The 20,892-nt window shown below is 62.5% G+C and carries 15 protein-coding genes and 1 tRNA gene; 12 read left to right on the top strand and 4 right to left on the bottom strand.

All coding sequences use genetic code 11. The annotated features are described in order from the left end of the window. Positions 1-38: 38 nt before the first annotated feature. Complete coding sequence (locus ACF8SD_RS01070; RefSeq protein ID WP_392483418.1) at positions 39-1,145, top strand: multifunctional CCA tRNA nucleotidyl transferase/2'3'-cyclic phosphodiesterase/2'nucleotidase/phosphatase; 1,107 nt, start codon at positions 39-41, stop codon at positions 1,143-1,145. A gap of 423 nt (positions 1,146-1,568) precedes the next feature. Here ACF8SD_RS01070 and folK read toward each other — a convergent pair whose 3' ends face one another. Together folK and folB are read right to left on the bottom strand one after the other, a co-directional pair. Beyond that, positions 1,569-2,078 (bottom strand): 2-amino-4-hydroxy-6-hydroxymethyldihydropteridine diphosphokinase, encoded by a 510-nt coding sequence (gene folK / locus ACF8SD_RS01075; RefSeq protein WP_054904250.1) that lies wholly within the window; start codon positions 2,076-2,078, stop codon positions 1,569-1,571. Then, entirely contained in the window at positions 2,069-2,425 is a 357-nt protein-coding gene (gene folB, locus ACF8SD_RS01080; RefSeq protein ID WP_009682799.1) for a dihydroneopterin aldolase, read from the bottom strand. Before folB ends, folK begins: the two co-directional genes overlap by 10 nt. Positions 2,426-2,499: 74 nt before the next feature. On the opposite strand from folB, the gene plsY reads away from it, so the two are divergent. Beyond that, on the top strand, positions 2,500-3,069 hold the full coding sequence (gene plsY / locus ACF8SD_RS01085; protein WP_009682800.1) for a glycerol-3-phosphate 1-O-acyltransferase PlsY: 570 nt from the start codon (positions 2,500-2,502) through the stop codon (positions 3,067-3,069). A 15-nt stretch (positions 3,070-3,084) separates the two neighbouring features. Here plsY and tsaD read toward each other — a convergent pair whose 3' ends face one another. Then, entirely contained in the window at positions 3,085-4,110 is a 1,026-nt protein-coding gene (tsaD, locus tag ACF8SD_RS01090) for a tRNA (adenosine(37)-N6)-threonylcarbamoyltransferase complex transferase subunit TsaD (RefSeq protein WP_392483420.1), read from the bottom strand. Between the two features lie 204 nt (positions 4,111-4,314). Between tsaD and rpsU the strand changes: the two genes are divergently transcribed. From rpsU to ACF8SD_RS01125, 7 genes are all read left to right on the top strand, one after another. Then, positions 4,315-4,530, top strand: a complete 216-nt coding sequence (gene rpsU / locus ACF8SD_RS01095; RefSeq protein WP_003255575.1) for a 30S ribosomal protein S21 — start codon at positions 4,315-4,317, stop codon at positions 4,528-4,530. A 302-nt stretch (positions 4,531-4,832) separates the two neighbouring features. Beyond that, positions 4,833-6,812: a DNA primase gene (dnaG, locus tag ACF8SD_RS01100; RefSeq protein WP_173887404.1), complete on the top strand. Its 1,980-nt coding sequence runs from the start codon at positions 4,833-4,835 to the stop codon at positions 6,810-6,812. Between the two features lie 67 nt (positions 6,813-6,879). Continuing rightward, the gene (rpoD, locus tag ACF8SD_RS01105; protein ID WP_173887403.1) at positions 6,880-8,730 is read left to right on the top strand and encodes an RNA polymerase sigma factor RpoD; all 1,851 of its coding nucleotides are present in this window, start codon (positions 6,880-6,882) and stop codon (positions 8,728-8,730) included. A 251-nt stretch (positions 8,731-8,981) separates the two neighbouring features. Further along, entirely contained in the window at positions 8,982-12,725 is a 3,744-nt protein-coding gene (locus tag ACF8SD_RS01110; RefSeq protein WP_392483421.1) for an EAL domain-containing protein, read from the top strand. A gap of 16 nt (positions 12,726-12,741) precedes the next feature. Continuing rightward, positions 12,742-12,818: transfer RNA gene (locus ACF8SD_RS01115), tRNA-Ile, on the top strand. Between the two features lie 256 nt (positions 12,819-13,074). Then, positions 13,075-14,196 (top strand): Fic family protein, encoded by a 1,122-nt coding sequence (locus ACF8SD_RS01120; protein ID WP_392483422.1) that lies wholly within the window; start codon positions 13,075-13,077, stop codon positions 14,194-14,196. 278 nt (positions 14,197-14,474) lie between these two features. Next, positions 14,475-14,936, top strand: coding sequence for an Lrp/AsnC family transcriptional regulator (locus ACF8SD_RS01125; protein ID WP_029887892.1), 462 nt, complete (start codon positions 14,475-14,477; stop codon positions 14,934-14,936). Between the two features lie 12 nt (positions 14,937-14,948). Here the strand turns inward: ACF8SD_RS01125 and ACF8SD_RS01130 are convergent, their stop codons facing one another. Continuing rightward, complete coding sequence (locus tag ACF8SD_RS01130) at positions 14,949-15,239, bottom strand: hypothetical protein (RefSeq protein ID WP_033690402.1); 291 nt, start codon at positions 15,237-15,239, stop codon at positions 14,949-14,951. A gap of 629 nt (positions 15,240-15,868) precedes the next feature. Here ACF8SD_RS01130 and ACF8SD_RS01135 point away from each other — a divergent pair. The 3 genes from ACF8SD_RS01135 (at position 15,869) to pqqF (ending at position 20,822) form a co-directional block, all read left to right on the top strand. Further along, a complete protein-coding gene (locus tag ACF8SD_RS01135) occupies positions 15,869-17,551 on the top strand; it encodes a flavin monoamine oxidase family protein (protein WP_392483423.1) in 1,683 nt (560 codons plus the stop codon). 15 nt (positions 17,552-17,566) lie between these two features. After that, on the top strand, positions 17,567-18,361 hold the full coding sequence (locus ACF8SD_RS01140) for a carbon-nitrogen hydrolase family protein (RefSeq protein WP_392483424.1): 795 nt from the start codon (positions 17,567-17,569) through the stop codon (positions 18,359-18,361). A gap of 160 nt (positions 18,362-18,521) precedes the next feature. Further along, positions 18,522-20,822, top strand: a complete 2,301-nt coding sequence (gene pqqF, locus ACF8SD_RS01145; RefSeq protein ID WP_392483425.1) for a pyrroloquinoline quinone biosynthesis protein PqqF — start codon at positions 18,522-18,524, stop codon at positions 20,820-20,822. Positions 20,823-20,892: the final 70 nt, after the last annotated feature.

Here is a 20,892-nt window from a genome sequence, read left to right on the forward strand (position 1 = left end):
CGACGGGTTATGCTGTCGGCAGTTATGGAGAGTTGCTCATGCACATTTACAAGGTTGGCGGTGCCGTACGTGACCGCCTGCTCGGCCGACCGGTCAGCGATATCGACTGGCTGGTGGTCGGTGCCAGCGTCGAGGAAATGCTGGCCAAGGGTTACCGCCCGGTCGGCGCCGACTTCCCGGTATTCCTGCACCCGACAACCGGCGAGGAATACGCCTTGGCCCGTACCGAACGCAAAAGCGGGCGCGGCTACGGTGGCTTCACCTTCCATGCCAGCCCTGACGTGACCCTGGAAGAAGACCTGATCCGCCGCGACCTGACCATCAATGCCATGGCCGAGGATGAGGCCGGGCAGGTTCATGACCCTTACCATGGCGCGCGGGATCTGGACCAACGCCTGTTACGCCACGTTTCCCCAGCGTTCGCTGAAGACCCCCTGCGTGTGCTGCGGGTGGCGCGCTTTGCTGCGCGTTATGCCCCCTTGGGCTTTCGGGTCGCCGATGAAACCTTGGAGCTGATGCGCCAGATCAGTGCCTCGGGCGAATTGCAGGCCTTGACTGCCGAGCGCAGCTGGAAGGAAATCGAGCGCGCGCTGATGGAAGCCCAGCCGCAGGTGTTCTTCCAGGTACTGCATGCGTGCGCCGCACTCCGGGAACTGTTGCCTGAGCTTGATAGCGCCCCCCAAGCCCTGGTTGCGCTAGAACAAGCAGCTGCGCATGAACAGCCCCTGCACGTGCGCTGGGCCTGCCTGCTGCACCAGCTGCCCCCCGCTTCGATCAAAACCGTCAACCAGCGCCTCAAGGCGCCGCGGGAATGCCAGGAGCTGGCCCTGCTGACGGGGGAGTGCCTGGTGCAGGCTGATCAGGCGCTGCAGCTGCCTGCCATGTCGCTGCTGGCGCTGTTGCAGAAGTTCGATGTGTACCGGCGCCCGCAGCGGTTTGAGGATTTCCTGGCTGCCTGCGAGATGGCCGCACTGGGGAATGGCAAAGCGGGTTATCCACAGGGCGAGTACTTGCGTGGCGCTGCGGCAGCGGCGCGGGCGGTGGATGTGAAGCCGCTTGTGCAGGCAGGGCTGACTGGCCAGGCACTGGGCGAAGCGCTCAAAGCGCAGCGGCTGAAAGCGCTTGAGGCTTACCGGCACTGCTAGTGCTACCGGCCCTTTCGCGGCTAAAGCCGCTCCCACAGGTACTGCGCCAACGTGAAGGCAACACAGCCCCTGTGGGAGCGGGCAAGCCCGCGAAGCAGGCGACGCGGTGTCTGGCACCGGCCTTGCCGGTGTTCGCGGGCATGCCCGCTCCCACAGGGGCCTGCGCTGCTTGGAGTTGCCGCCGTACTTGCAGGAGCCACTGTCTTTCTCAAAATTTGCAGAGCCTGCGCGATTCACCTGTGGGAGCGGGCCTGCGCTGCTTGGAGTTGCCGCCGTACTTGCAGGAGCCACTGTCTTTCTCAAAATTTGCAGAGCCTACGCGATTCACCTGTGGGAGCGGGCATGCCCGCGAAGCAGGCTACGCGGTGTCTGACACCGGCTCCGCCGGTGTTCGCGGGCCGCCGCAAAAAGGCCGGAACAAGCTTACGCCGGCGTCAACTGCAACCCACGCCACTCAAAGGCCACCGGGGCCAGCACCTGGTCGATCTGCGCGTCCTGCCACAACTGCGCCATGGTCTTGCCCGCCCCCGGATGCACCAGTTCCGGCGCCAGCAGCGACAGCGGCCACAACACGAAGGCGTTCTTCAAGATCTCGGCCCGGGGCAGTACCAGCCCATCGAAGTTGCCATGCAGGTCGTCATACATCAGCACGTCGATATCCAGCGGCAACCCTTTGCGGTCAGGCGCATAACGGCCATTGTCGGCCTCGATGAACTTCAGCCGGCGGTCCAGTTCGATCAACGGCAACGCGGTTTGCCCGCTGACCACGAAATTGATGAACGGCCCGCTCTTGATCCCCACCGCCTGGCTTTCAAAAGCCGGAGAACAGCGCATGTCGGTGAGTATCGCGGCCAACGCATCGAGCCCGGCACACAAATGCGCCTCACGGTCGACATTGCTGCCAAGGCCCAGGTAAACCGTGCTCAGAGACATCCGCGCTCGATCTCCACGCCAACACCGCCACGGGCCGCCGGCACCGCGCCAGGCTTGGTCAGCTTCAGCCGCACCCACGGGATGTGGAACTCTTCCATCAAGGCAGCCACCAGACGCTCGGCAAAGGTTTCCACCAGCTCGAAACGGGCCTGCTCGGCGAATGCCTGGATACGCGCCGAAACGCTGGCGTAATCCAGGGCCAGGTTCAGGTCGTCGCCTGCCGCCGCAGGGCGGTTGTCCCAGGCAAAGCTCAAGTCCAGGCGCAAGCACTGGCGAATATCCCGCTCCCAGTCATAGGCACCGATAACGGTATCGACTTCCAGGCCTTCGATGAACACTCTGTCCAAGCACTTTTCTCCACAGCACGACAAGGGCGACTGGCGCCGTTAGAATCAGGGCGTCCTCGCCCGGAATAGTTAGCATGTTTTGGTTACTGGCGTTGCTCGCCTACCTGCTCGGCTCGCTGTCCTTCGCCATTGTCCTCAGCCGCCTCTCGGGCAGCCCGGACCCGCGTTCCAGTGGGTCAGGCAATGCCGGCGCTACCAACATGCTACGCCTGGCAGGCCGTAAAATGGCGATCCTGACCCTGCTTGGCGACCTGTGCAAGGGCCTGTTGCCAGTATTGCTCGCCCGCCTCGCCGGGCTGGACCTGCAAGAGCAGGCCTGGGTAGGCGTGTATGCAGTACTGGGCCACCTGTTTCCAGTGTACTTCCGCTTCCAGGGTGGCAAGGGCGTGGCGACGGCTGCCGGCATGCTCATGGGCCTGTATTTCCCCGCCGCGCTGCTGGCGGTTGGCGCCTGGCTGCTGATTTTCTACCTCACCCGTACCAGCTCGCTGGCCGCGCTGATCGCCACCCCGCTGACCTTGCCATTGCTGGCCTGGCGCGAGCCGGAAGCCCTGCTGCCGATCACCGTGCTCACCGCCCTGATCGTCTGGAGCCACCGCAGCAACCTGCGCGATTTGTTTGCCGGGCGCGAACGCCACTTCTGAACCTTGCAGCGGCCGTTACAGCGGTGGCAATTGCTCCATCGGCCAGCGTGCCTGCACGCTGATCCCCAGGCCCTGCTGCTGCCCAGCCAGCAGCCGCTGGCAGCCGGCATAGGCGATCATCGCGCCGTTGTCGGTGCAGAACTGCGGCCGCGCGTAATACACGTTGCCCTTCATGCCGGCCAGCATCTCTTCCAGCGAGGCGCGCAGGGCCTTGTTGGCACTTACGCCCCCGGCGATGACCAGGCGCTTGAGGCCAGTCTGCTTGAGGGCCCGCTTGCACTTGATGGTCAAAGTCTCTACCACCGCCTGCTGGAATGCCAGAGACACGTCGCAACGGGTTTGCTCGCCGTCGTCGCCAGCATTCTTGCACTGCTGCCAGGTGTTCAGGGCGAACGTCTTCAGGCCACTGAAGCTGAATTCCAGCCCAGGACGATCGGTCATCGGCCTGGGGAACACAAAGCGCCCCGGCACGCCCTGCTCGGCCAGGCGCGCGATTTCCGGGCCACCCGGGTAATTCAGGCCAATCAGCTTGGCGGTCTTGTCGAAGGCCTCGCCAGCGGCATCGTCCAGGCTCTCGCCCAGCAACTCGTATTGGCCGATGCCATCCACCCGAACCAACTGGGTATGGCCACCGGACACCAACAAAGCGACGAACGGAAACTCGGGCGGGTTTTCCTCCAGCATGGGCGCCAGCAGGTGGCCTTCCATGTGGTGTACGCCAATTACCGGAATGTCCCAGGCAAATGCCAGCGCCTGGGCGCACGACGCCCCCACCAGCAAGGCCCCGACCAGGCCGGGGCCGGCGGTATACGCGATGGCGTCGATCTCGGTGGCGACACAGCCCGCCTCGTCCAGCACCTGGCGGATAAGGGGCAGCATGCGCTTGACGTGGTCACGCGAGGCAAGCTCGGGCACCACACCGCCAAACACGCGGTGCAGGTCGATCTGGCTGAACAGCGCGTCGGCCAACAAACCGCGTTCGCTGTCGTATAATGCGACGCCAGTTTCGTCGCAGGATGTTTCCAATCCCAGTACTAGCATGGGCTCGTCCCTTGTGGGGGCTGAATTCGAAGCCGCGCATGATAGTCCCCGTGCCGAGTGCCGACCAGCGGTTTTCGATCAGAGGCTTTGCATTCCGGCTTGCTAAGGGTTAACATCCGCAACCCTTGAAAACCGACGTTCTCCAGCACACCTTTGTTTTGCCAGGAGCACGTCTACCCCGGTAATGAATTAAGGTAGCCCTGGATGCCAGCCGTCAAAGTTAAAGAGAACGAACCCTTCGACGTAGCTCTGCGTCGTTTCAAGCGCTCCTGCGAAAAAGCCGGTGTACTGGCTGAAGTTCGTAGCCGCGAGTTTTACGAGAAGCCGACCGCAGAGCGTAAGCGCAAAGCAGCTGCTGCTGTTAAGCGTCACGCCAAGAAAGTTCAGCGCGAACAGCGCCGCGCCGTTCGTCTGTACTAATACAGGCGTTCAACGCAAAGCTTCTGCCCTGCCCGGCTAACGCCGGGCGATGGCAGTGGTCGTTTAACACTTGGGCAGCCAGCCCAAGGCCCCGCACAAGCTTCACGCGAACTGCATACGGGCAACCTGCCTGAAACGTCAGAGCTGGTCTTCGCTGTTCCATGACCAGACGTGCACGTCAGACTGACGGGCCCCTAGTGGCCGGCGGCGAGCACACATTTCCTCGCACCATATCAAGCGGCACCCGCCCCATTCGGCGCGCGAGCGATTAGACTTGCCAGTTGCCAGATGACGAGACTGCCATGGCCGGGCTGATTCCCCAGAGCTTCATTGACGACCTGATCAACCGCCTCGACATCGTCGACGTGGTGAGTTCGCGCGTCCAGCTGAAAAAAACCGGCAAGAACTACTCCGCCTGCTGCCCGTTCCACAAGGAAAAAACCCCTTCCTTTACGGTCAGCCCCGACAAGCAGTTCTACTACTGCTTCGGCTGCGGCGCCGGTGGCAACGCCCTGGGCTTTGTCATGGACCACGACAACCTGGATTTCCCCCAGGCCGTCGAGGAGCTGGCCCGCGCCGCCGGCATGGAAGTACCCCGCGAACAAGGCCGCCGTGACAACAAGCCACGCCAGCCCACCGATTCGCCGCTGTACCCGCTGCTGGATGCAGCCTCCGAGTTCTACCGCCAGGCGTTGCGTAGCCACCCGACCCGCAAGGCAGCGGTGGACTACCTCAAAGGCCGTGGCCTGTCCGGGGAAATTGCCCGCGACTTCTGCCTGGGCTTCGCCCCGCCCGGCTGGGACAACCTGCTCAAGCACCTGGGCGCCGATACCCTGCAGCAGAAGGTGATGATCGATGCCGGCCTGCTGATCGAGAACGCCGAAAGCGGCAAGCGCTACGATCGCTTCCGCGACCGGGTAATGTTCCCGATCCGTGACAGCCGCGGGCGCATCATCGCCTTTGGGGGCCGGGTGCTCGGCGACGACAAACCCAAGTACCTGAACTCCCCGGAAACCCCGGTATTCCACAAGGGCCAGGAACTGTACGGGTTGTACGAGGCGCGCAAGCACAACCGCAACCTCGACGAAATCATCGTTGTCGAGGGCTACATGGATGTCATCGCCCTTGCTCAGCAAGGCTTGCGCAATGCCGTGGCCACCCTTGGCACGGCCACCAGCGAAGAACACCTCAAGCGCCTGTTCCGCGTGGTGCCCAGCGTGCTGTTCTGCTTCGACGGCGACCAGGCCGGGCGCAAAGCGGCATGGCGCGCGCTGGAATCGGCGTTGCCCAACCTGCAGGACGGCCGCCGGGCGCGCTTCCTGTTCCTGCCTGAAGGCGAAGACCCAGACAGCCTGGTACGCGCCGAAGGTACCGACGCCTTCATGGCCCGCATCAACCAGCACGCCCAGCCGCTGGCCGACTACTTCTTCGAGCAACTGGGCGTCGAAGCCGACCCGCGCTCGCTGGAAGGCAAGGCCCACATGGCGACCCTGGCCGTACCGTTGATCGAAAAGATTCCCGGCGCCAACCTGCGCCAGCTGATGCGCAACCGCCTGAAAGAAATCACCGGCCTCGACCCTCAACAGGTCGAGCAACTGGCCCAGCAGGCACCCGCGCCCAGCAGCATGCCGGACTACGACCCTGGCTACGATTACGACGCCATGGCCAGCTACACCCCCGACTTCGGCGACATGCCACAGTTCGAGCCGGCGCCGTTCCAGCAGGAGCAGGCCTGGAAGCCCAACAAGGGCGGCGCCAAGAAGCCGTGGGGCGACAAGCCATGGGACAAGAACCGCAAGGGCGGGAAAAACTGGCAGCGCAACGAAGCGCCGCCACGGGTGCCGGCGCCGGTCGAGCCACCTACCCTGGCGGCCCTGCGCACCCTGCTGCACCACCCGCTGCTGGCGGGCAAGGTGGAAGATGCCAGCCACTTTGCCGACGAAGAGCACCTGTACAGCCAGCTGCTGGTGGCATTGATCGAAGCCGCACAGAAAAATCCTGGGCTAAGCTCAATGCAGCTGATTGCTCGCTGGCATGGCACCGAACAGGGCCGCCTGCTGCGAGCCTTGGCAGAAAAGGAATGGCTGATCGTGGCCGACAACCTTGAACAACAGTTTTTCGACACCATTACTAGCTTGTCCGCCCGCCAACGCGAGCGCAGCCTGGAACAACTGCTCAGGAAATCACGTCAAAGCGAATTGACCAGCGAGGAAAAAACCCAGCTCCTCGCCTTGCTGAGCCGGAATGTTCCCGCACAAACGCCGACCTCATCTGGCGCGTGAGGCCCATGCTCGGGTATAATCCTCGGCTTGTTTTTTGCCCGCCAAGACCTTCAGTGGATAGGGTGTTATGTCCGGAAAAGCGCAACAGCAGTCTCGTATCAAAGAGTTGATCACCCGCGGTCGTGAGCAGGGCTACCTGACTTACGCGGAGGTCAACGACCACCTGCCTGAGGATATTTCAGATCCGGAACAGGTGGAAGACATCATCCGCATGATCAACGACATGGGGATCAACGTATTCGAGAGTGCTCCGGATGCGGATGCCCTTCTGTTGGCGGAAGCCGACACCGACGAAGCCGCGGCCGAAGAAGCCGCTGCTGCGTTGGCGGCAGTTGAAACCGATATCGGCCGCACGACCGACCCGGTGCGCATGTACATGCGCGAAATGGGTACAGTCGAGCTGCTGACCCGCGAAGGCGAGATCGAAATCGCCAAGCGTATCGAGGAAGGCATTCGTGAAGTCATGGGCGCCATCGCCCACTTCCCGGGCACTGTCGATTACATTCTCGGCGAATATGACCGTGTCACCGCCGAAGGTGGCCGCCTGTCCGATGTGCTCAGCGGTTACATCGACCCTGATGACAATATCGCAGCGCCCACCGACGAAGTGCCAGTCATCGGCGCCAAGGCCCCAGCGGCCAAGGAAGAGTCGGACGACGAAGACGAAGAAAGCGAAGGCAGTGACGACGAAGAAGAGACCGAAAGCGGTCCCGACCCCGTTGTCGCCGCCCAGCGTTTCGGTGCGGTCAACGACCAGCTTCAGGTCACCAACAAGGTTCTGAAGAAACACGGTCGCAGTCACAAGGAAAGCATCGAGGCCCTGCAGGCCCTGGCTGACCTGTTCATGCCGATCAAACTGGTACCGAAGCAGTTCGAGGTACTGGTCGAGCGTGTTCGTGACGCCCTGAGCCGTCTGCGCCAGCAAGAACGCGCCATCATGCAACTGTGCGTGCGTGACGCCCGCATGCCGCGCGCCGACTTCCTGCGCCTGTTCCCCAGCAACGAAACCGACCAGACCTGGAGCGGTGACCTGGCCAAGCGCAACACCAAATGGGCAGCCGCCCTGGGTGAAAAGGACGCCGCCATCGTTGCTTGCCAGCAAAAGCTGATCGACCTTGAGACCGAAACCGGCCTGACCGTTGCCGAGATCAAGGAAATCAACCGTCGCATGTCGATCGGTGAAGCCAAGGCCCGCCGCGCCAAGAAAGAAATGGTCGAGGCAAACCTGCGTCTGGTTATCTCCATCGCCAAGAAGTACACCAACCGTGGCCTGCAGTTCCTCGACCTGATCCAGGAAGGCAACATCGGCTTGATGAAGGCGGTAGACAAGTTCGAATACCGTCGTGGTTACAAGTTCTCGACCTACGCCACCTGGTGGATTCGTCAGGCAATCACCCGTTCGATCGCTGACCAGGCTCGCACCATTCGTATTCCAGTGCACATGATCGAGACGATCAACAAGCTCAACCGTATTTCCCGGCAGATGCTGCAGGAAATGGGTCGCGAACCGACCCCGGAAGAGCTGGGTGAGCGCATGGAAATGCCTGAGGACAAGATCCGCAAGGTGTTGAAAATCGCCAAAGAGCCGATTTCCATGGAAACCCCGATCGGTGACGACGAAGACTCGCACCTGGGCGACTTCATCGAGGACTCGACCATGCAGTCCCCGATCGACGTAGCCACGGTCGAAAGCCTGAAAGAAGCTACCCGTGACGTGCTCTCGGGCCTGACCGCACGCGAAGCCAAGGTGCTGCGCATGCGTTTCGGTATCGACATGAACACCGACCATACCCTCGAAGAGGTAGGCAAGCAGTTTGACGTGACCCGTGAGCGGATCCGTCAGATCGAAGCCAAGGCGTTGCGCAAATTGCGCCACCCGACGCGCAGCGAGCACCTGCGCTCCTTCCTCGACGAGTGATGAACAAACCCCGGCCCAGGCCGGGGTTTTTCTTTTCTGCCTTCTGAGCCACAGCTGACACGAGGCATGTGCGATCCCCTGTGGGTGCGGCTTCAACCGCGAACACCGGCAAAGCCCGGTGCCATACACCACGCCGCCCCGGCATTGGCGCAAGGCACTGTTGTATCTGACAAAAGGCCTCTTGTTCTTCCGCACACCAGCAGCAATGCCCGTCTACACTCGACTTCAGACCACCTGAAAGCGAGGCCGTCATGCCCCTGAAGCCGGCCATCCTGTTGCTGATCCTGATTGCCTGGAACACAACGGCCGGCGCCCTTACCCTGACAGACGAGGAGCAAGCCTGGCTGGCTGCCCACCCGCAGCTGAGACTGGGCGTAGATGCCTCCTGGCCGCCGTTCGAGTTCCGCGACCAGGAGGGCCGCTACCAGGGATTGGCCGCCGATTACATCGCCAAGATCCAGCAACGCCTGGGCGTGACACTGAAACCGGTCGAGCCCAGTAACTGGACCGAGGTATTGGCACAGGCACGCGAAAACCGTATCGACTTGCTGCCCGGCATCATGTCGACCCCAGAACGCCAGGCCTACCTGTCCTTCACCCGGCCATACCTGGACTTTCCCATCGTGATCCTCGCCCACAAGGGCGGCGCTCAACCGCACAACCTGCAAGACCTGTATGGGCTGAAAATTGCCGTGGTCGAAAATTATGCGCCACATGAGTTGCTGCGCACCCACCACCCAGACCTCAACCTGGTGGCACTGCCTAACGTCAGCTCGGCACTACAGGCCTTGGCCACCGACCAGGTGGATGCTGTGGTCGGGGACTTGGCATCGAGTATCTGGAGCCTGCGCCAGCTGAAGCTTGATGGCCTGTATGTCAGCGGTGAAACGCCCTATCGCTATCAACTGGCCATGGCCGTGCCGCGCAACAATCCAGTACTGGTCGGCATTCTCGACAAAGTGATGGCCGACATGAGCAGCGGCGAAATCAGCGAGATCCAGCAGCGCTGGGTGGGCAATGTGGTCGACCAGCGGATGTTCTGGTCCGACTTGCTGGTGTACGGCCTGCCAACCGTGCTGTTCCTGATGGGCGTACTGGCCATTGTCATCCGCATCAACCGCCGGCTCAGCTCGGAAATTTCCCGCCGCATTGCCCTGGAGCAGGAGCTGCGCAGCAGTGAATACCACTACCGTGGGCTGGTCGAAAGCCTTTCAGCCATTGCCTGGGAAGCCGACGCCAATGACTATACCTATAGCTATGTGTCACCCCACGCCGAGGGCCTGCTCGGCTACCCGCTGACCGACTGGCTGAAACCGGGCTTCTGGCGCAGCATACTGCATCCGGAAGATGCCCTCTGGGCCCAGGTCTACTGTGACAGCGAAACCGCCGCTGGGCGCGACCACAGCCTCGACTACCGAGTCATCCGCGCCGACGGCCAAGCGCTTTGGGTACGCAACATCGTCAGCATGATCGAACATGGCCACCACCCCGTGATGCGCGGCCTGATGATCGACATCAGCGAAACCAAGCGCACCGAGGACGCCCTGCGGTTGTCCGAGCAAAAATTCGCCTCGGTGTTCCAGCAATGCCCCGACATCCTGCTTATCGCCCGCCACAGCGATGGCTGCCTGCTGGAGGTGAACGAGGCGTTCGAGGAACAGATCGGCCTGGCCCCGGACCAGGTGATCGGCCGTACCGCTACCGAGCTCAACCTGTGGGGCGTAGAAGGCAGCGGACCACGGGTGCTGGAACGCCTGCACCAAGGCGGTATCCGCAACCTGGAAATGACCTTCCGCCGCAGCAATGGCCAATTGTTTACCGGCCTGACCTCGGCGGAAACCTTCGAGCTCGACGGCACCCCCGCCTTGGTGGTCGCGGTACGCGACATCAGCCAGCTCAAGGAAACCCAGCAGCAGCTGCAAACCTCTGAAGAAAAATTCGCCAAGGCCTTCCATGCCTCACCCGACGGGCTGCTGCTGTCGCGCCAGAGTGACGGCTTGCTGCTGGAGGTGAACGAAGGCTTCTGCCGCCTGACCGGCTACGATCTGAACCCGACCATCGACCAGACGTCGCTGGACCTTGGTATCTGGGTCGACCTCAACGAGCGCAAACGCCTGGTCGACCAGTTGAACCGCGACGGCTTCGTGCGTGATTTCACCTGCCACATTCGCCGCAGCGACGGGCAAATTCGCTTGTGCGAACTCTCAGCAAGGCCACTGCCGATTGCTGGGATCGACTGCATGCTGACCATTGCCCGCGACATCACCGAACGCCACCTCATGCAAGAAAAACTGCAACTGGCCGCCACGGTATTCGAGAACACTGCCGAGGGCGTACTGATTACCGACATCGACCAGCGCATCAGTGCGGTCAACCGTGCGTTCAGCGAAATCACCGGCTACAGCGAAATCGAAGCCCTCGGCCAAACGCCGCGCCTGCTCGCCTCCGGCCAGCACGACAGTGCCTTCTACGCCGCCATGTGGCACCAGTTGACCGCTGAAGGCCACTGGCAAGGCGAGATCTTCAACAAACGCAAGAGCGGGGAGCTTTACCCCAGCTGGCTGACCATCAGCGCGGTGCGCAACACCGAGCGCGAAATCACCCATTTCGTCGCTGTGTTCGCTGATATTTCCAGCCTCAAGCATGCCCAGGCCAAGCTCGACTACCAGGCCCACCACGACCCACTGACCGGCCTGCCCAACCGCGCCCTGTTCGAGAACCGCCTACAGGCTGCACTGGCCTGTGCGCAGGTGTCCAACCGCCAGGGTGCGGTGCTGTTCCTTGACCTTGACCGCTTCAAGCACATCAACGACAGCCTCGGCCACCCGGTCGGCGACCTGCTGCTAAAAGGCATCGCCCAGCGCCTGAAAGAGCAGGTACGTGACGTCGACACCGTGGCCCGCCTGGGTGGCGACGAGTTCATCATCCTGCTGCCCGGCCTGCACAAGCCCAGCGACGCCAGCTCCATCGCCAACAAATTGCTGGCTTGCTTCAACGCACCGTTCCAGGCTGGCGAACACGAATTCTTCACCAGCGCCAGCATTGGCATCAGCCTGTATCCACAAGACGGCAGCGACGTCGCCACGCTGATCCGCAACGCCGATGCCGCCATGTACCGCTCCAAGGCCAAGGGCCGCAACCGCGTCGAAGCCTACACCCGCGACCTCACCGCCCAGGCCAGCGAACGCATTGCCCTGGAGCATGAACTGCGCCGCGCCGTGGAGCGCAATGAAATGAGCCTGTGCTTCCAGCCCAAGCTCAGCCTCAAGACCCAGAGCCTGGTCGGCGCCGAAGCACTGATCCGCTGGAGCCACCCGACCTTCGGTGAAGTGCCGCCTGAGCACTTCATCCACCTGGCCGAAGAGAACGGCACCATCCTGCAGTTGGGTGACTGGGTACTGGAGCAGGCCTGCCGGCAGATGCATCGCTGGAAGCGGGACTATGAAGCGTTCGGCCCGCTTTCGATCAACCTGGCTGGGGCCCAGTTGCGCCATCACGGCCTGGCCAAACGCATCGAGCAATTACTCAAGACCTACGGCCTGAAGGCTGGCGACCTGCAGTTGGAAATTACCGAGAACTTCATCATGAGCCAGGCCGAAGAAGCCTTGGTCGTGCTTCACCAGCTGAAGAAACTGGGCGTGCAGTTGGCAATTGACGACTTCGGCACGGGCTATTCTTCGCTGAGTTACCTCAAGCGCCTGCCGCTGGATATCCTCAAGATCGACAAATCGTTCATCCGCGGCCTGCCTGACGACCCCCACGATGCAGCCATCGCCCGGGCGATCATCGCGCTGGGCCGCAGCATGCAATTGACCATCATTGCCGAAGGGGTGGAAAACCAGGCGCAGCAGCGTTTCCTGGCAGCGGAAGGCTGCGAGCAGATCCAGGGCTACATCGTCAGCCTGCCACTACCGCCAGAGGAATTCGCCGCTTCGTTCCTTCGCATAGCACTATCGGATCTTTCAGATGGCACAGGTGCGAAACCCTCGTTATAATCCGGCCACTTACTGAGGGCCTATAGCTCAGTCGGTTAGAGCAGAGGACTCATAATCCTTTGGTCCACGGTTCGAGTCCGTGTGGGCCCACCAGCTACTGAAAAGCCGCGCCCTGCGCGGCTTTATGCTTTCTGAGGTAGTGGTCTCGCTATTGGCTCCATGGCCAAAAGGTACAAAATCGGTACAGTACTGGTAAGCCAGTCTGCCTTTGGAGTCCTTTTCATATGGCAACAATGGTCAAAACCCCTTCCGGCACTTGGCAAGCCGGAGCCCCAAAACGGGCTGGGGATTATCGGCTCACTGAATGAGCCGAATAGGCTCGCTAATCGGCTCACAGATGAACGCTCCCATGAATGACCCGCGCTGGATCTGGCAGCAGCCCAACTGGCCGCACTTTACCTGGCGAGGCGAAACGCTTGCCCCGCTGCTGCGCGCTTGCAATCACGCTCAGGGGCGTTTGCTCGGAATGCTCGGTGCGGTGGGCAGTGACACCGAAGTGCAGAGCAGCCTGGATGCCATGCTTCAAAACATCGTCACTTCTTCAGCCATCGAGGGTGAGCAACTGAATGTCGGTTCGGTGCGTTCATCACTGGCGCGGCGCTTGGGGCTGAGCGAAGAGGGTCGCACCACCTCACGTTCCGAAGGCCTGGCGGAACTGCTGCTCGATGCCACCTGCCTGTATCAACAAGCGCTAGACGAGCAGCGACTTTTCACCTGGCACCGTTGGCTATTCCCCACCGATGACCAACTGCTGGCTCGACCGCTACACATCGGCACACTGCGCGGCGAAGAGCCGATGCAGGTCGTTTCCGGTCGCATAGACCGCCCTACGGTACATTTCGAGGCCCCTCCCCGCGCGGGCCTGGAAGAGCAATTGGCGGACTTTCTCGCCTGGTTCGAAAGCAGCCGAAGCGATGCCAGCCTTGACCCCTTTCTGCGCGCTGGCATCGCCCATTTCTGGTTCGTTACCCTGCACCCCTTCGATGACGGCAATGGTCGCCTCACCCGCGCCATCACCGATCTGGCCTTGGCCCAGGGCGAACATCAAGCCATCCGCTTCTATGCCCTGTCCGCAAGCATCCTTGATGACCGAGCAGGCTATTACCGCATGCTTGAAGCCAGCCAGAAAAGCACACTGGACATCACTGCTTGGCTGCAATGGTTTCTCACGACGTTGCTCAACAGCTTGGAGCAGGCTCTTGCTCGTATCGACCGAGTGCTGGTCAAGGCGCGCTTCTGGCAGGCGCACCGCAGCCAAACCCTATCGGCGGAGCAGGTCAAAGTGCTTAACCGCCTGCTTGATGGCGGCGAACGGGGTTTTGAAAACGGTATCAGCGCAGTCCAGTACCAAGCCGTAGCCAAGGTGTCCAAAGCCACCGCGACCCGCCATCTGAGCGACCTGCTGGAAAAAGGCTGCATCGAGCGGCTGCCCGGTGGCGGGCGCAGTACCCGTTACCAGATAGCACGCTGAGCACTTGAGCCGACCCAGTCAGCCCCTGGTGCGTCGTCGCGCCATAGGATAATGGTCGCGATCCACTTGAGCGATAGAAAGCAACTACTCGTACACCACTACGGTTAACTTTGCCGTTTGCAGCCCAGCGAACCTTGCGGTGCCCGCCAGTGCCGGGGCCGCTTTGCGGCCCTTTCGCGACACAAGGCCGCTCCTACAGGGACCGCGTCGGCAGCGGCTGGCCTTGCCCTGATTGGCATTGGCTGGCTAGGCTAGCGGGCCAACCGTAGAGACTCGCCATGTCGGATGCCCGCCTTATCACCCTGGATGAAATCGATCGCCAGCTGATCGCCCTGCTGCAGATCAACGCCCGTGAAAGCGTGGCTAACCTCGCTCGCCAGCTAGGTATCGCCCGTACCACGGTCAACTCGCGCCTGGAGCGGCTGGAGAAGACCAAGGTCATTGCCGGTTATGGCGTGCGCCTTGGCCAAAGCGTGATCGGTGGCGGGCTGCAAGCGTATGTGGGGATCAAGGTGCAACCGCGCTCCGGCAAGGACGTGGTGCGGCGCTTGAGTGCCATGGGGCAAGTGCAGCAGTTGTGCGCGGTAAGCGGCGAATTCGACTACGTGGCTTGGCTGCGCACGGACTCACCCGAGCAACTGGACCAGTTGCTTGACCAGATCGGCAGTGTCGACGGGGTGGAGAAAACCACCACGTCGATCATCCTCAGCAGCAAGGTGGACCGCGGCCAGCCGCTGTGAGGGGGCTGGCGGTCAGGCTTCCTGACCGTCGAGCAGGCCATCGAGGATGGCCGACAGGCTTTCGGCAGAATGCTGCATCGACCAGACAATGTCACGGCTGCGTTCGGGGGCGTGGTGTTGCGCGTAGTCAGAGGCAATCTGGTTGAGGCCACGGGCTAGCAGGCAGGCGTGGACCAAGGCGTCGGCGGCGTCAATGCCGGGGCGGATGGCGAAGAGCGGCGGGTGGCTGGCTTCGCAGTTGCAGAAGGGCTTTTCGGCGGTGGGTTTGAGTTTTTCGGGTCGGTCAGAGTCCGTCTGTTTCATGATGCAATTCCCAAATTGAGCCTTGAGGAAACTGCCTACCGACTCCTTCTCACGGGAAATAGGTGGCAGCCATGCACGGGGTGAGAACCGGCCAACTTGGAAATCCGGCCAGGCCAAAGCCTGCCCGCGCACGGCTGCCATGACACAAGCCTTGGTGCGAAGTTGAATGATGGGTTCTCACACCCAGTCGCCCTTAGAACGGCGACCCGGTGAAGTTAACCCTGAGACATTTTCCGCGCAGCCAGACCGGGGCTATAGCGGGTGTAGGGTAATTCTTTATCTCAAGTCATGGATGTAGGACGTATCTGATCACCCAGATCGCAAGTGCTACACAGCCCGTTGTAGGAGCGGCCTTGTGTCGCGAAAGGGGGGCGAAGCGCCCCCAGGATTTGTGCATACAGCAGATGTTGCTGGGGCCGCTTTGCGGCCCTTTCGCGACACAAGGCCGCTCCTACAACGGGCAAGTGTTCGTCATAATGTATTTTTTAAAATAGATTTCGACTCAGAAAACGACATTAAGACAACACTCTGCATCTTAATTACGAACCCCGCTGTCCCTAAAATGACCACCAGGCATCTCCTATACTCAGGCTCTGCTCCCCGCGCAGCCCCTCTGGCAAGGTCACTTCATGAACAAGAAAAACCGCCACCCCGCCGACGGCAAGAAGCCGATCACCATCTTTGGCCCGGACTTTCCCTTCGCTTTCGACGACTGGCTTGAACACCGGGCAGGCCTTGGCAGTATCCCGGCTGAACGCCACGGTGAAGAGGTGGCCATCGTAGGTGCGGGCATCGCCGGCCTGGTGGCGGCGTACGAACTGATGAAGCTGGGCCTCAAGCCGGTGGTCTACGAGGCCTCCAAGCTTGGCGGCCGCCTGCGCTCGCAAGCCTTCAACGGCACCGACGGGATCGTTGCCGAACTCGGCGGCATGCGCTTCCCGGTGTCGTCCACTGCCTTTTACCACTATGTGGACAAGCTAGGCCTGGAAACCAAGCCGTTCCCCAACCCGCTGACCCCGGCGTCGGGCAGTACGGTGATCGACCTGGAGGGCCAGACCTACTACGCCGAGAAGGCCGCCGACCTGCCGCAACTGTTCCATGAAGTGGCCGACGCCTGGGCCGATGCGCTGGAAAGCGGTGCCCAGTTCTCCGACATTCAGCAAGCCATCCGCGACCGTGATGTCACCCGCCTGAAGGAACTGTGGAACAAGCTGGTACCGCTGTGGGACGACCGCACCTTCTATGACTTCGTCGCCACCTCGCGCTCGTTCGCCAAGCTGAGCTTCCAGCACCGCGAGGTGTTCGGCCAGGTGGGCTTCGGCACGGGCGGGTGGGACTCGGACTTCCCCAACTCGATGCTGGAAATTTTCCGCGTGGTCATGACCAACTGCGACGACCATCAGCACCTGGTAGTCGGCGGCGTTGAGCAGGTGCCACAAGGTATCTGGCGCCATGTACCGGAGCGCTGCGTGCACTGGCCACAGGGCACCAGCCTTAGCGCACTGCACGGCGGCGCGCCGCGTACCGGTGTAAAACGTATCGCCCGCGCAGCCGACGGGCGCCTGGCGGTTACCGACAACTGGGGGGACACCCGCCACTACAGTGCCGTGCTCACCACCTGCCAGACCTGGCTGCTGACCACGCAGATCGACTGCGAGGAATCGCTGTTCTCGCAAAAAATGTGGATGGCCCTGGACCGGACCCGCTACATGCAGTCCTCGAAGACCTTCGTCATGGTCGACCGGCCGTTCTGGAAGGACAAAGACCCGCAAACCGGCCGCGACCTGATGAGCATGACCCTCACCGACCGCCTCACCCGCGGCACATACCTGTTCGATAACGGTGACCACAAACCGGGGGTCATCTGCCTGTCCTACGCGTGGATGAGCGATGCGCTGAAGATGCTGCCGCACCCGGTGGAAAAGCGCGTGCAACTGGCCCTGGATGCGCTGAAGAAGATCTACCCGAAAACCGACATTGCCGGGCACATCATCGGCGACCCGATCACCGTGTCCTGGGAAGCCGACCCGTACTTTCTCGGCGCCTTCAAGGGTGCATTGCCGGGCCACTACCGCTACAACCAGCGCATGTACGCGCACTTCATGCAGCAGGACATGCCCGCCGAACAGCGCGGCATGTTCATCGCCGGGGACGACGTGTCGTGGACACCTGCCTGGGTCGAGGGCGCGGTGCAAACTTCGCTGAATGCGGTGTGGGGTATCATGAACCACTTCGGTGGCCGTACCCACCCCGACAACCCAGGCCCTGGCGACGTGTTCGACGAAATCGGCCCGATCGCCCTGGCCGACTGACACGCAGGAGGCAACATGCGCATCGCTCTGTTCCAGGGCCATCCCCAGCCGCTGGATGTACCCGGCAACCTGCAACGGCTACGCCAGCAGGCGCAGCTGGCAGTTGAACGTGGCGCGCAGTTGCTGGTGTGCCCGGAAATGTTCCTCAGCGGCTACAACATCGGCCTGGCTCAGGTGGAGCACCTGGCCGAGGCGGCCGATGGTCCGGCGGCCATGGCGGTGGTGGAAATCGCCCAGGCGCACCGCATCGCCATTGTCTATGGCTACCCGGAGCGCGGCGAGGACGGGGCGATCTACAACAGCGTGCAGTTGATCGACGCGCATGGGCGCAGCCTGAGCAACTACCGCAAGACCCACTTGTTCGGCGAACTGGACCGTTCGATGTTCAGCCCCGGCCCGGATCACTTCTCAGTGGTACAGCTGGAGGGCTGGAAGGTCGGCCTGCTGATCTGCTACGACATCGAGTTCCCGGAGAACGCCCGGCGCCTGGCACTGAACGGTGCCGAGCTGATTCTGGTGCCAACGGCGAACATGGCGCCCTACGATTTCACCTGCCAGGTGACCGTGCGGGCGCGGGCGCAGGAGAACCAGTGTTATCTGGTGTATGCCAACTACTGCGGGGCAGAGGGGCAGATCCAGTATTGCGGGCAAAGCAGCATCATCGGCCCGGACGGCAGCCTGCTGGCGATGGCCGGGCACGATGAATGCCTGTTGTTGGCCGAACTTGAGCATGAGCGGGTGGTGCAGGGGCGCGCGGCCTTCCCCTACCTGAGCGATCTGCGCCAGGAGCTGCACCTGCGTCAAGGCTGACGGGGGCCGCTTCGCGGCCCATTCGCAGGCAAGCCAGCTCCCTCATCGACCCCGTGAACCTAAAGCGCTGTACAGTGCCTGTGGGAGCGGGCTGGCCCGCGAAGGGGCCGGGCCTGGGAACAAATGGGTTAGCATGGAAACCGAGCAACCGGAGCCCGCCATGCCTGACGCCACCCGCCACCTGACCCTCGCCAACGGCCTGCAGCTGACCCTGCGCCACGCCCCGCGCCTGAAGCGCTCGGCAGCCGCACTGCGGGTGCACGCGGGCAGCCACGATGCCCCCGCCAAATGGCCCGGCCTGGCGCACTTTCTCGAACACCTGTTCTTCCTCGGTACCTCCCGCTTTGCGCTGAACGATGGCTTGATGCGCTACGTGCAAACCCTCGGCGGCCAAGTCAACGCCAGCACCCGCGAACGTACTACCGATTTTTTCTTCGAAGTGCCACCCAATGCTTTGGCCGGCGGCCTCGAGCGCCTGTGCCAGATGCTTGCCGAACCCGACCTGGGCAGCGAGCGCCAGCGCCGCGAACGCGAGGTGATTCATGCCGAATTCATCGCCTGGTCCCGCAATCCGCAGGCCCAGCAGCAGTTCGCCTTGCTGCAAGCGGCCGCGCCTGGCCATCCGCTGGGCGCATTCCATGCCGGCAACCGTTACACCCTGGCCCTGCAGGATCCGCGCTTCCAGCAAGCGCTCGGCGGTTTTCACCGGCGCTTCTACCAGGGCGGGCAGATCACCTTGAGCCTGTGCGGCCCACAACCGCTGGCTGAACTGGAGCGAATCGGCCGCCAACATGCCGGGCTATTCGCTGTGGGGCGGCCTGTGGCTCAGGCGCAGCCACCCTGCCTGTCGGCAGCGGCCGACCCGCTGGTGTTCACGCACCAGCACCTCCCAAACGGCGCCGAGCAAGCGCTGGAGCTGCTGACCACCGGCCTTGAAGACAGCCGCCCCGGTACCTGGCTGGGCACCCTGCGTGAGCGTGGCTGGCTGCACAGTTTCAAAGCTGAAACACTGTATGCATTCGCCGGTCAGTTGCTGTGGCACCTCGACCTCAAGCTCAGTGCCAACGCCTGCCCGGACGAAGCCCGCGACCTGCTGCACGGCTGGTTCAGTTTCATGCGCCAAACCGACCGCCGTTCGCTGAACCAGCAGTTCGGTGTGTTGCAGCGCAGCCGCGCGCACAGCGCAAGCGCACTGGAGCTAGCCCGCCGGGACAGCGCAGGCCGGCCGTTCGCCCAACTGGATGCCCAAGGCCTGCACGCGCTGGATGCGCTGCTTGATGATTTGCCCTGCGCCGAGTGCGGCCATTGGCAATTGCCGCCAGCCGACCCGTTGCTCAGCGCCGAACTGCCCAATGCCAACGCGCAGCCGCTGCCGGCGGCGCTGACCATCAGTGGCCAGCTCCCGCCCTCGCGCCAGTACGCGGCGCTGTACCTGCGCTGGCAGGTGCCTTCGCCCTTGCGCCAGCCGCTGAAACGGGTGCTCGAACAGGCCCTGGCGCCGTTGCAGGAACGTTGTGAACGCGCCTCGCTGCAACTGCAATTCACCAGTGCCGGCGCTTACTGGCAGCTGCGCTGCGCCGGGCAGCCAGCAGCGGTGCTGCGCACAACGCAACAGGCCTTGGGGTTGCTGCGCGAACCGCCTGCCAGCTGCTGGCAAGCCAGCCCCGCGCAGACCCCAGCATTGATACCCATCCGCCTGTTGCTGCAGCAACTGCCGGATGCGGTAGCCGGTGGCCTGCCTGAAACAGCGCCGGATTGCTCGCTGGGGCAACAGCACCTCGCTAGCCTGTGGCAGCAATCGCACTGGCATGGCTTGGCCACGGGTTTCGACGCCCGGGCGCTGGGCGCACTAAGTGTTGCCGTGCAGCAGTGCCCCGGCCAAGGCGCGCGGCCTACGCCGGCACCCAGCTGGGCCAGCAAGCGCTGGTACCACGTTAGCGCACCAGGCAGTGAACACGCCCTGCTGCTGTTCTGCCCACTGGCTGCGGCAGACGAAGCCCGCGGCCGCGTGCTCGCCCAATTACTGCAAGGCCCGGTGTACCAAAGGCTGCGGGTGGAACTGCAACTGGGCTACGCGGTATTCAGTGCCTTTCGCCAGATCGAGGGCGTGGGTGGCCTGTTGTTCGGTGTGCAGTCTCCGCACACGGACCAGGTTCAGGTCCTTGACCACCTGACGGCCCTGCTGCGCCAGGGCGTTACCCTTGACGCCGGGGTTCGCCAGGCCTTGGCCGACCAATTTGCCGAGCCGGCCATGGCCAACGCGGAGGTCACCGAGTGGGCATGGCAGACACACCTGGCTACACAACCAGGCCAGCTCGATGGCCTGCGCAGGTCTATCCTGAACACGCGGCAGACGGATCTGGACCAGTTGCTCAGCAACCTGCTCGATGCGGGTGCTGTCTGGCTTTGCCTGGCCAACGCTGCCGCGCCAGACACTTCCTGGCAGGGCGAAAGCCCATGATTGTTACGCAAAGTGCAATGGCACTTTTCGAATAATTAACCTTTCGGTACAAATTTTTCTTGTAAGATAG

It is taken from the genome of Pseudomonas sp. CJQ_9 (assembly GCF_043106615.1).
Lineage (GTDB): Bacteria > Pseudomonadota > Gammaproteobacteria > Pseudomonadales > Pseudomonadaceae > Aquipseudomonas > Aquipseudomonas juntendi.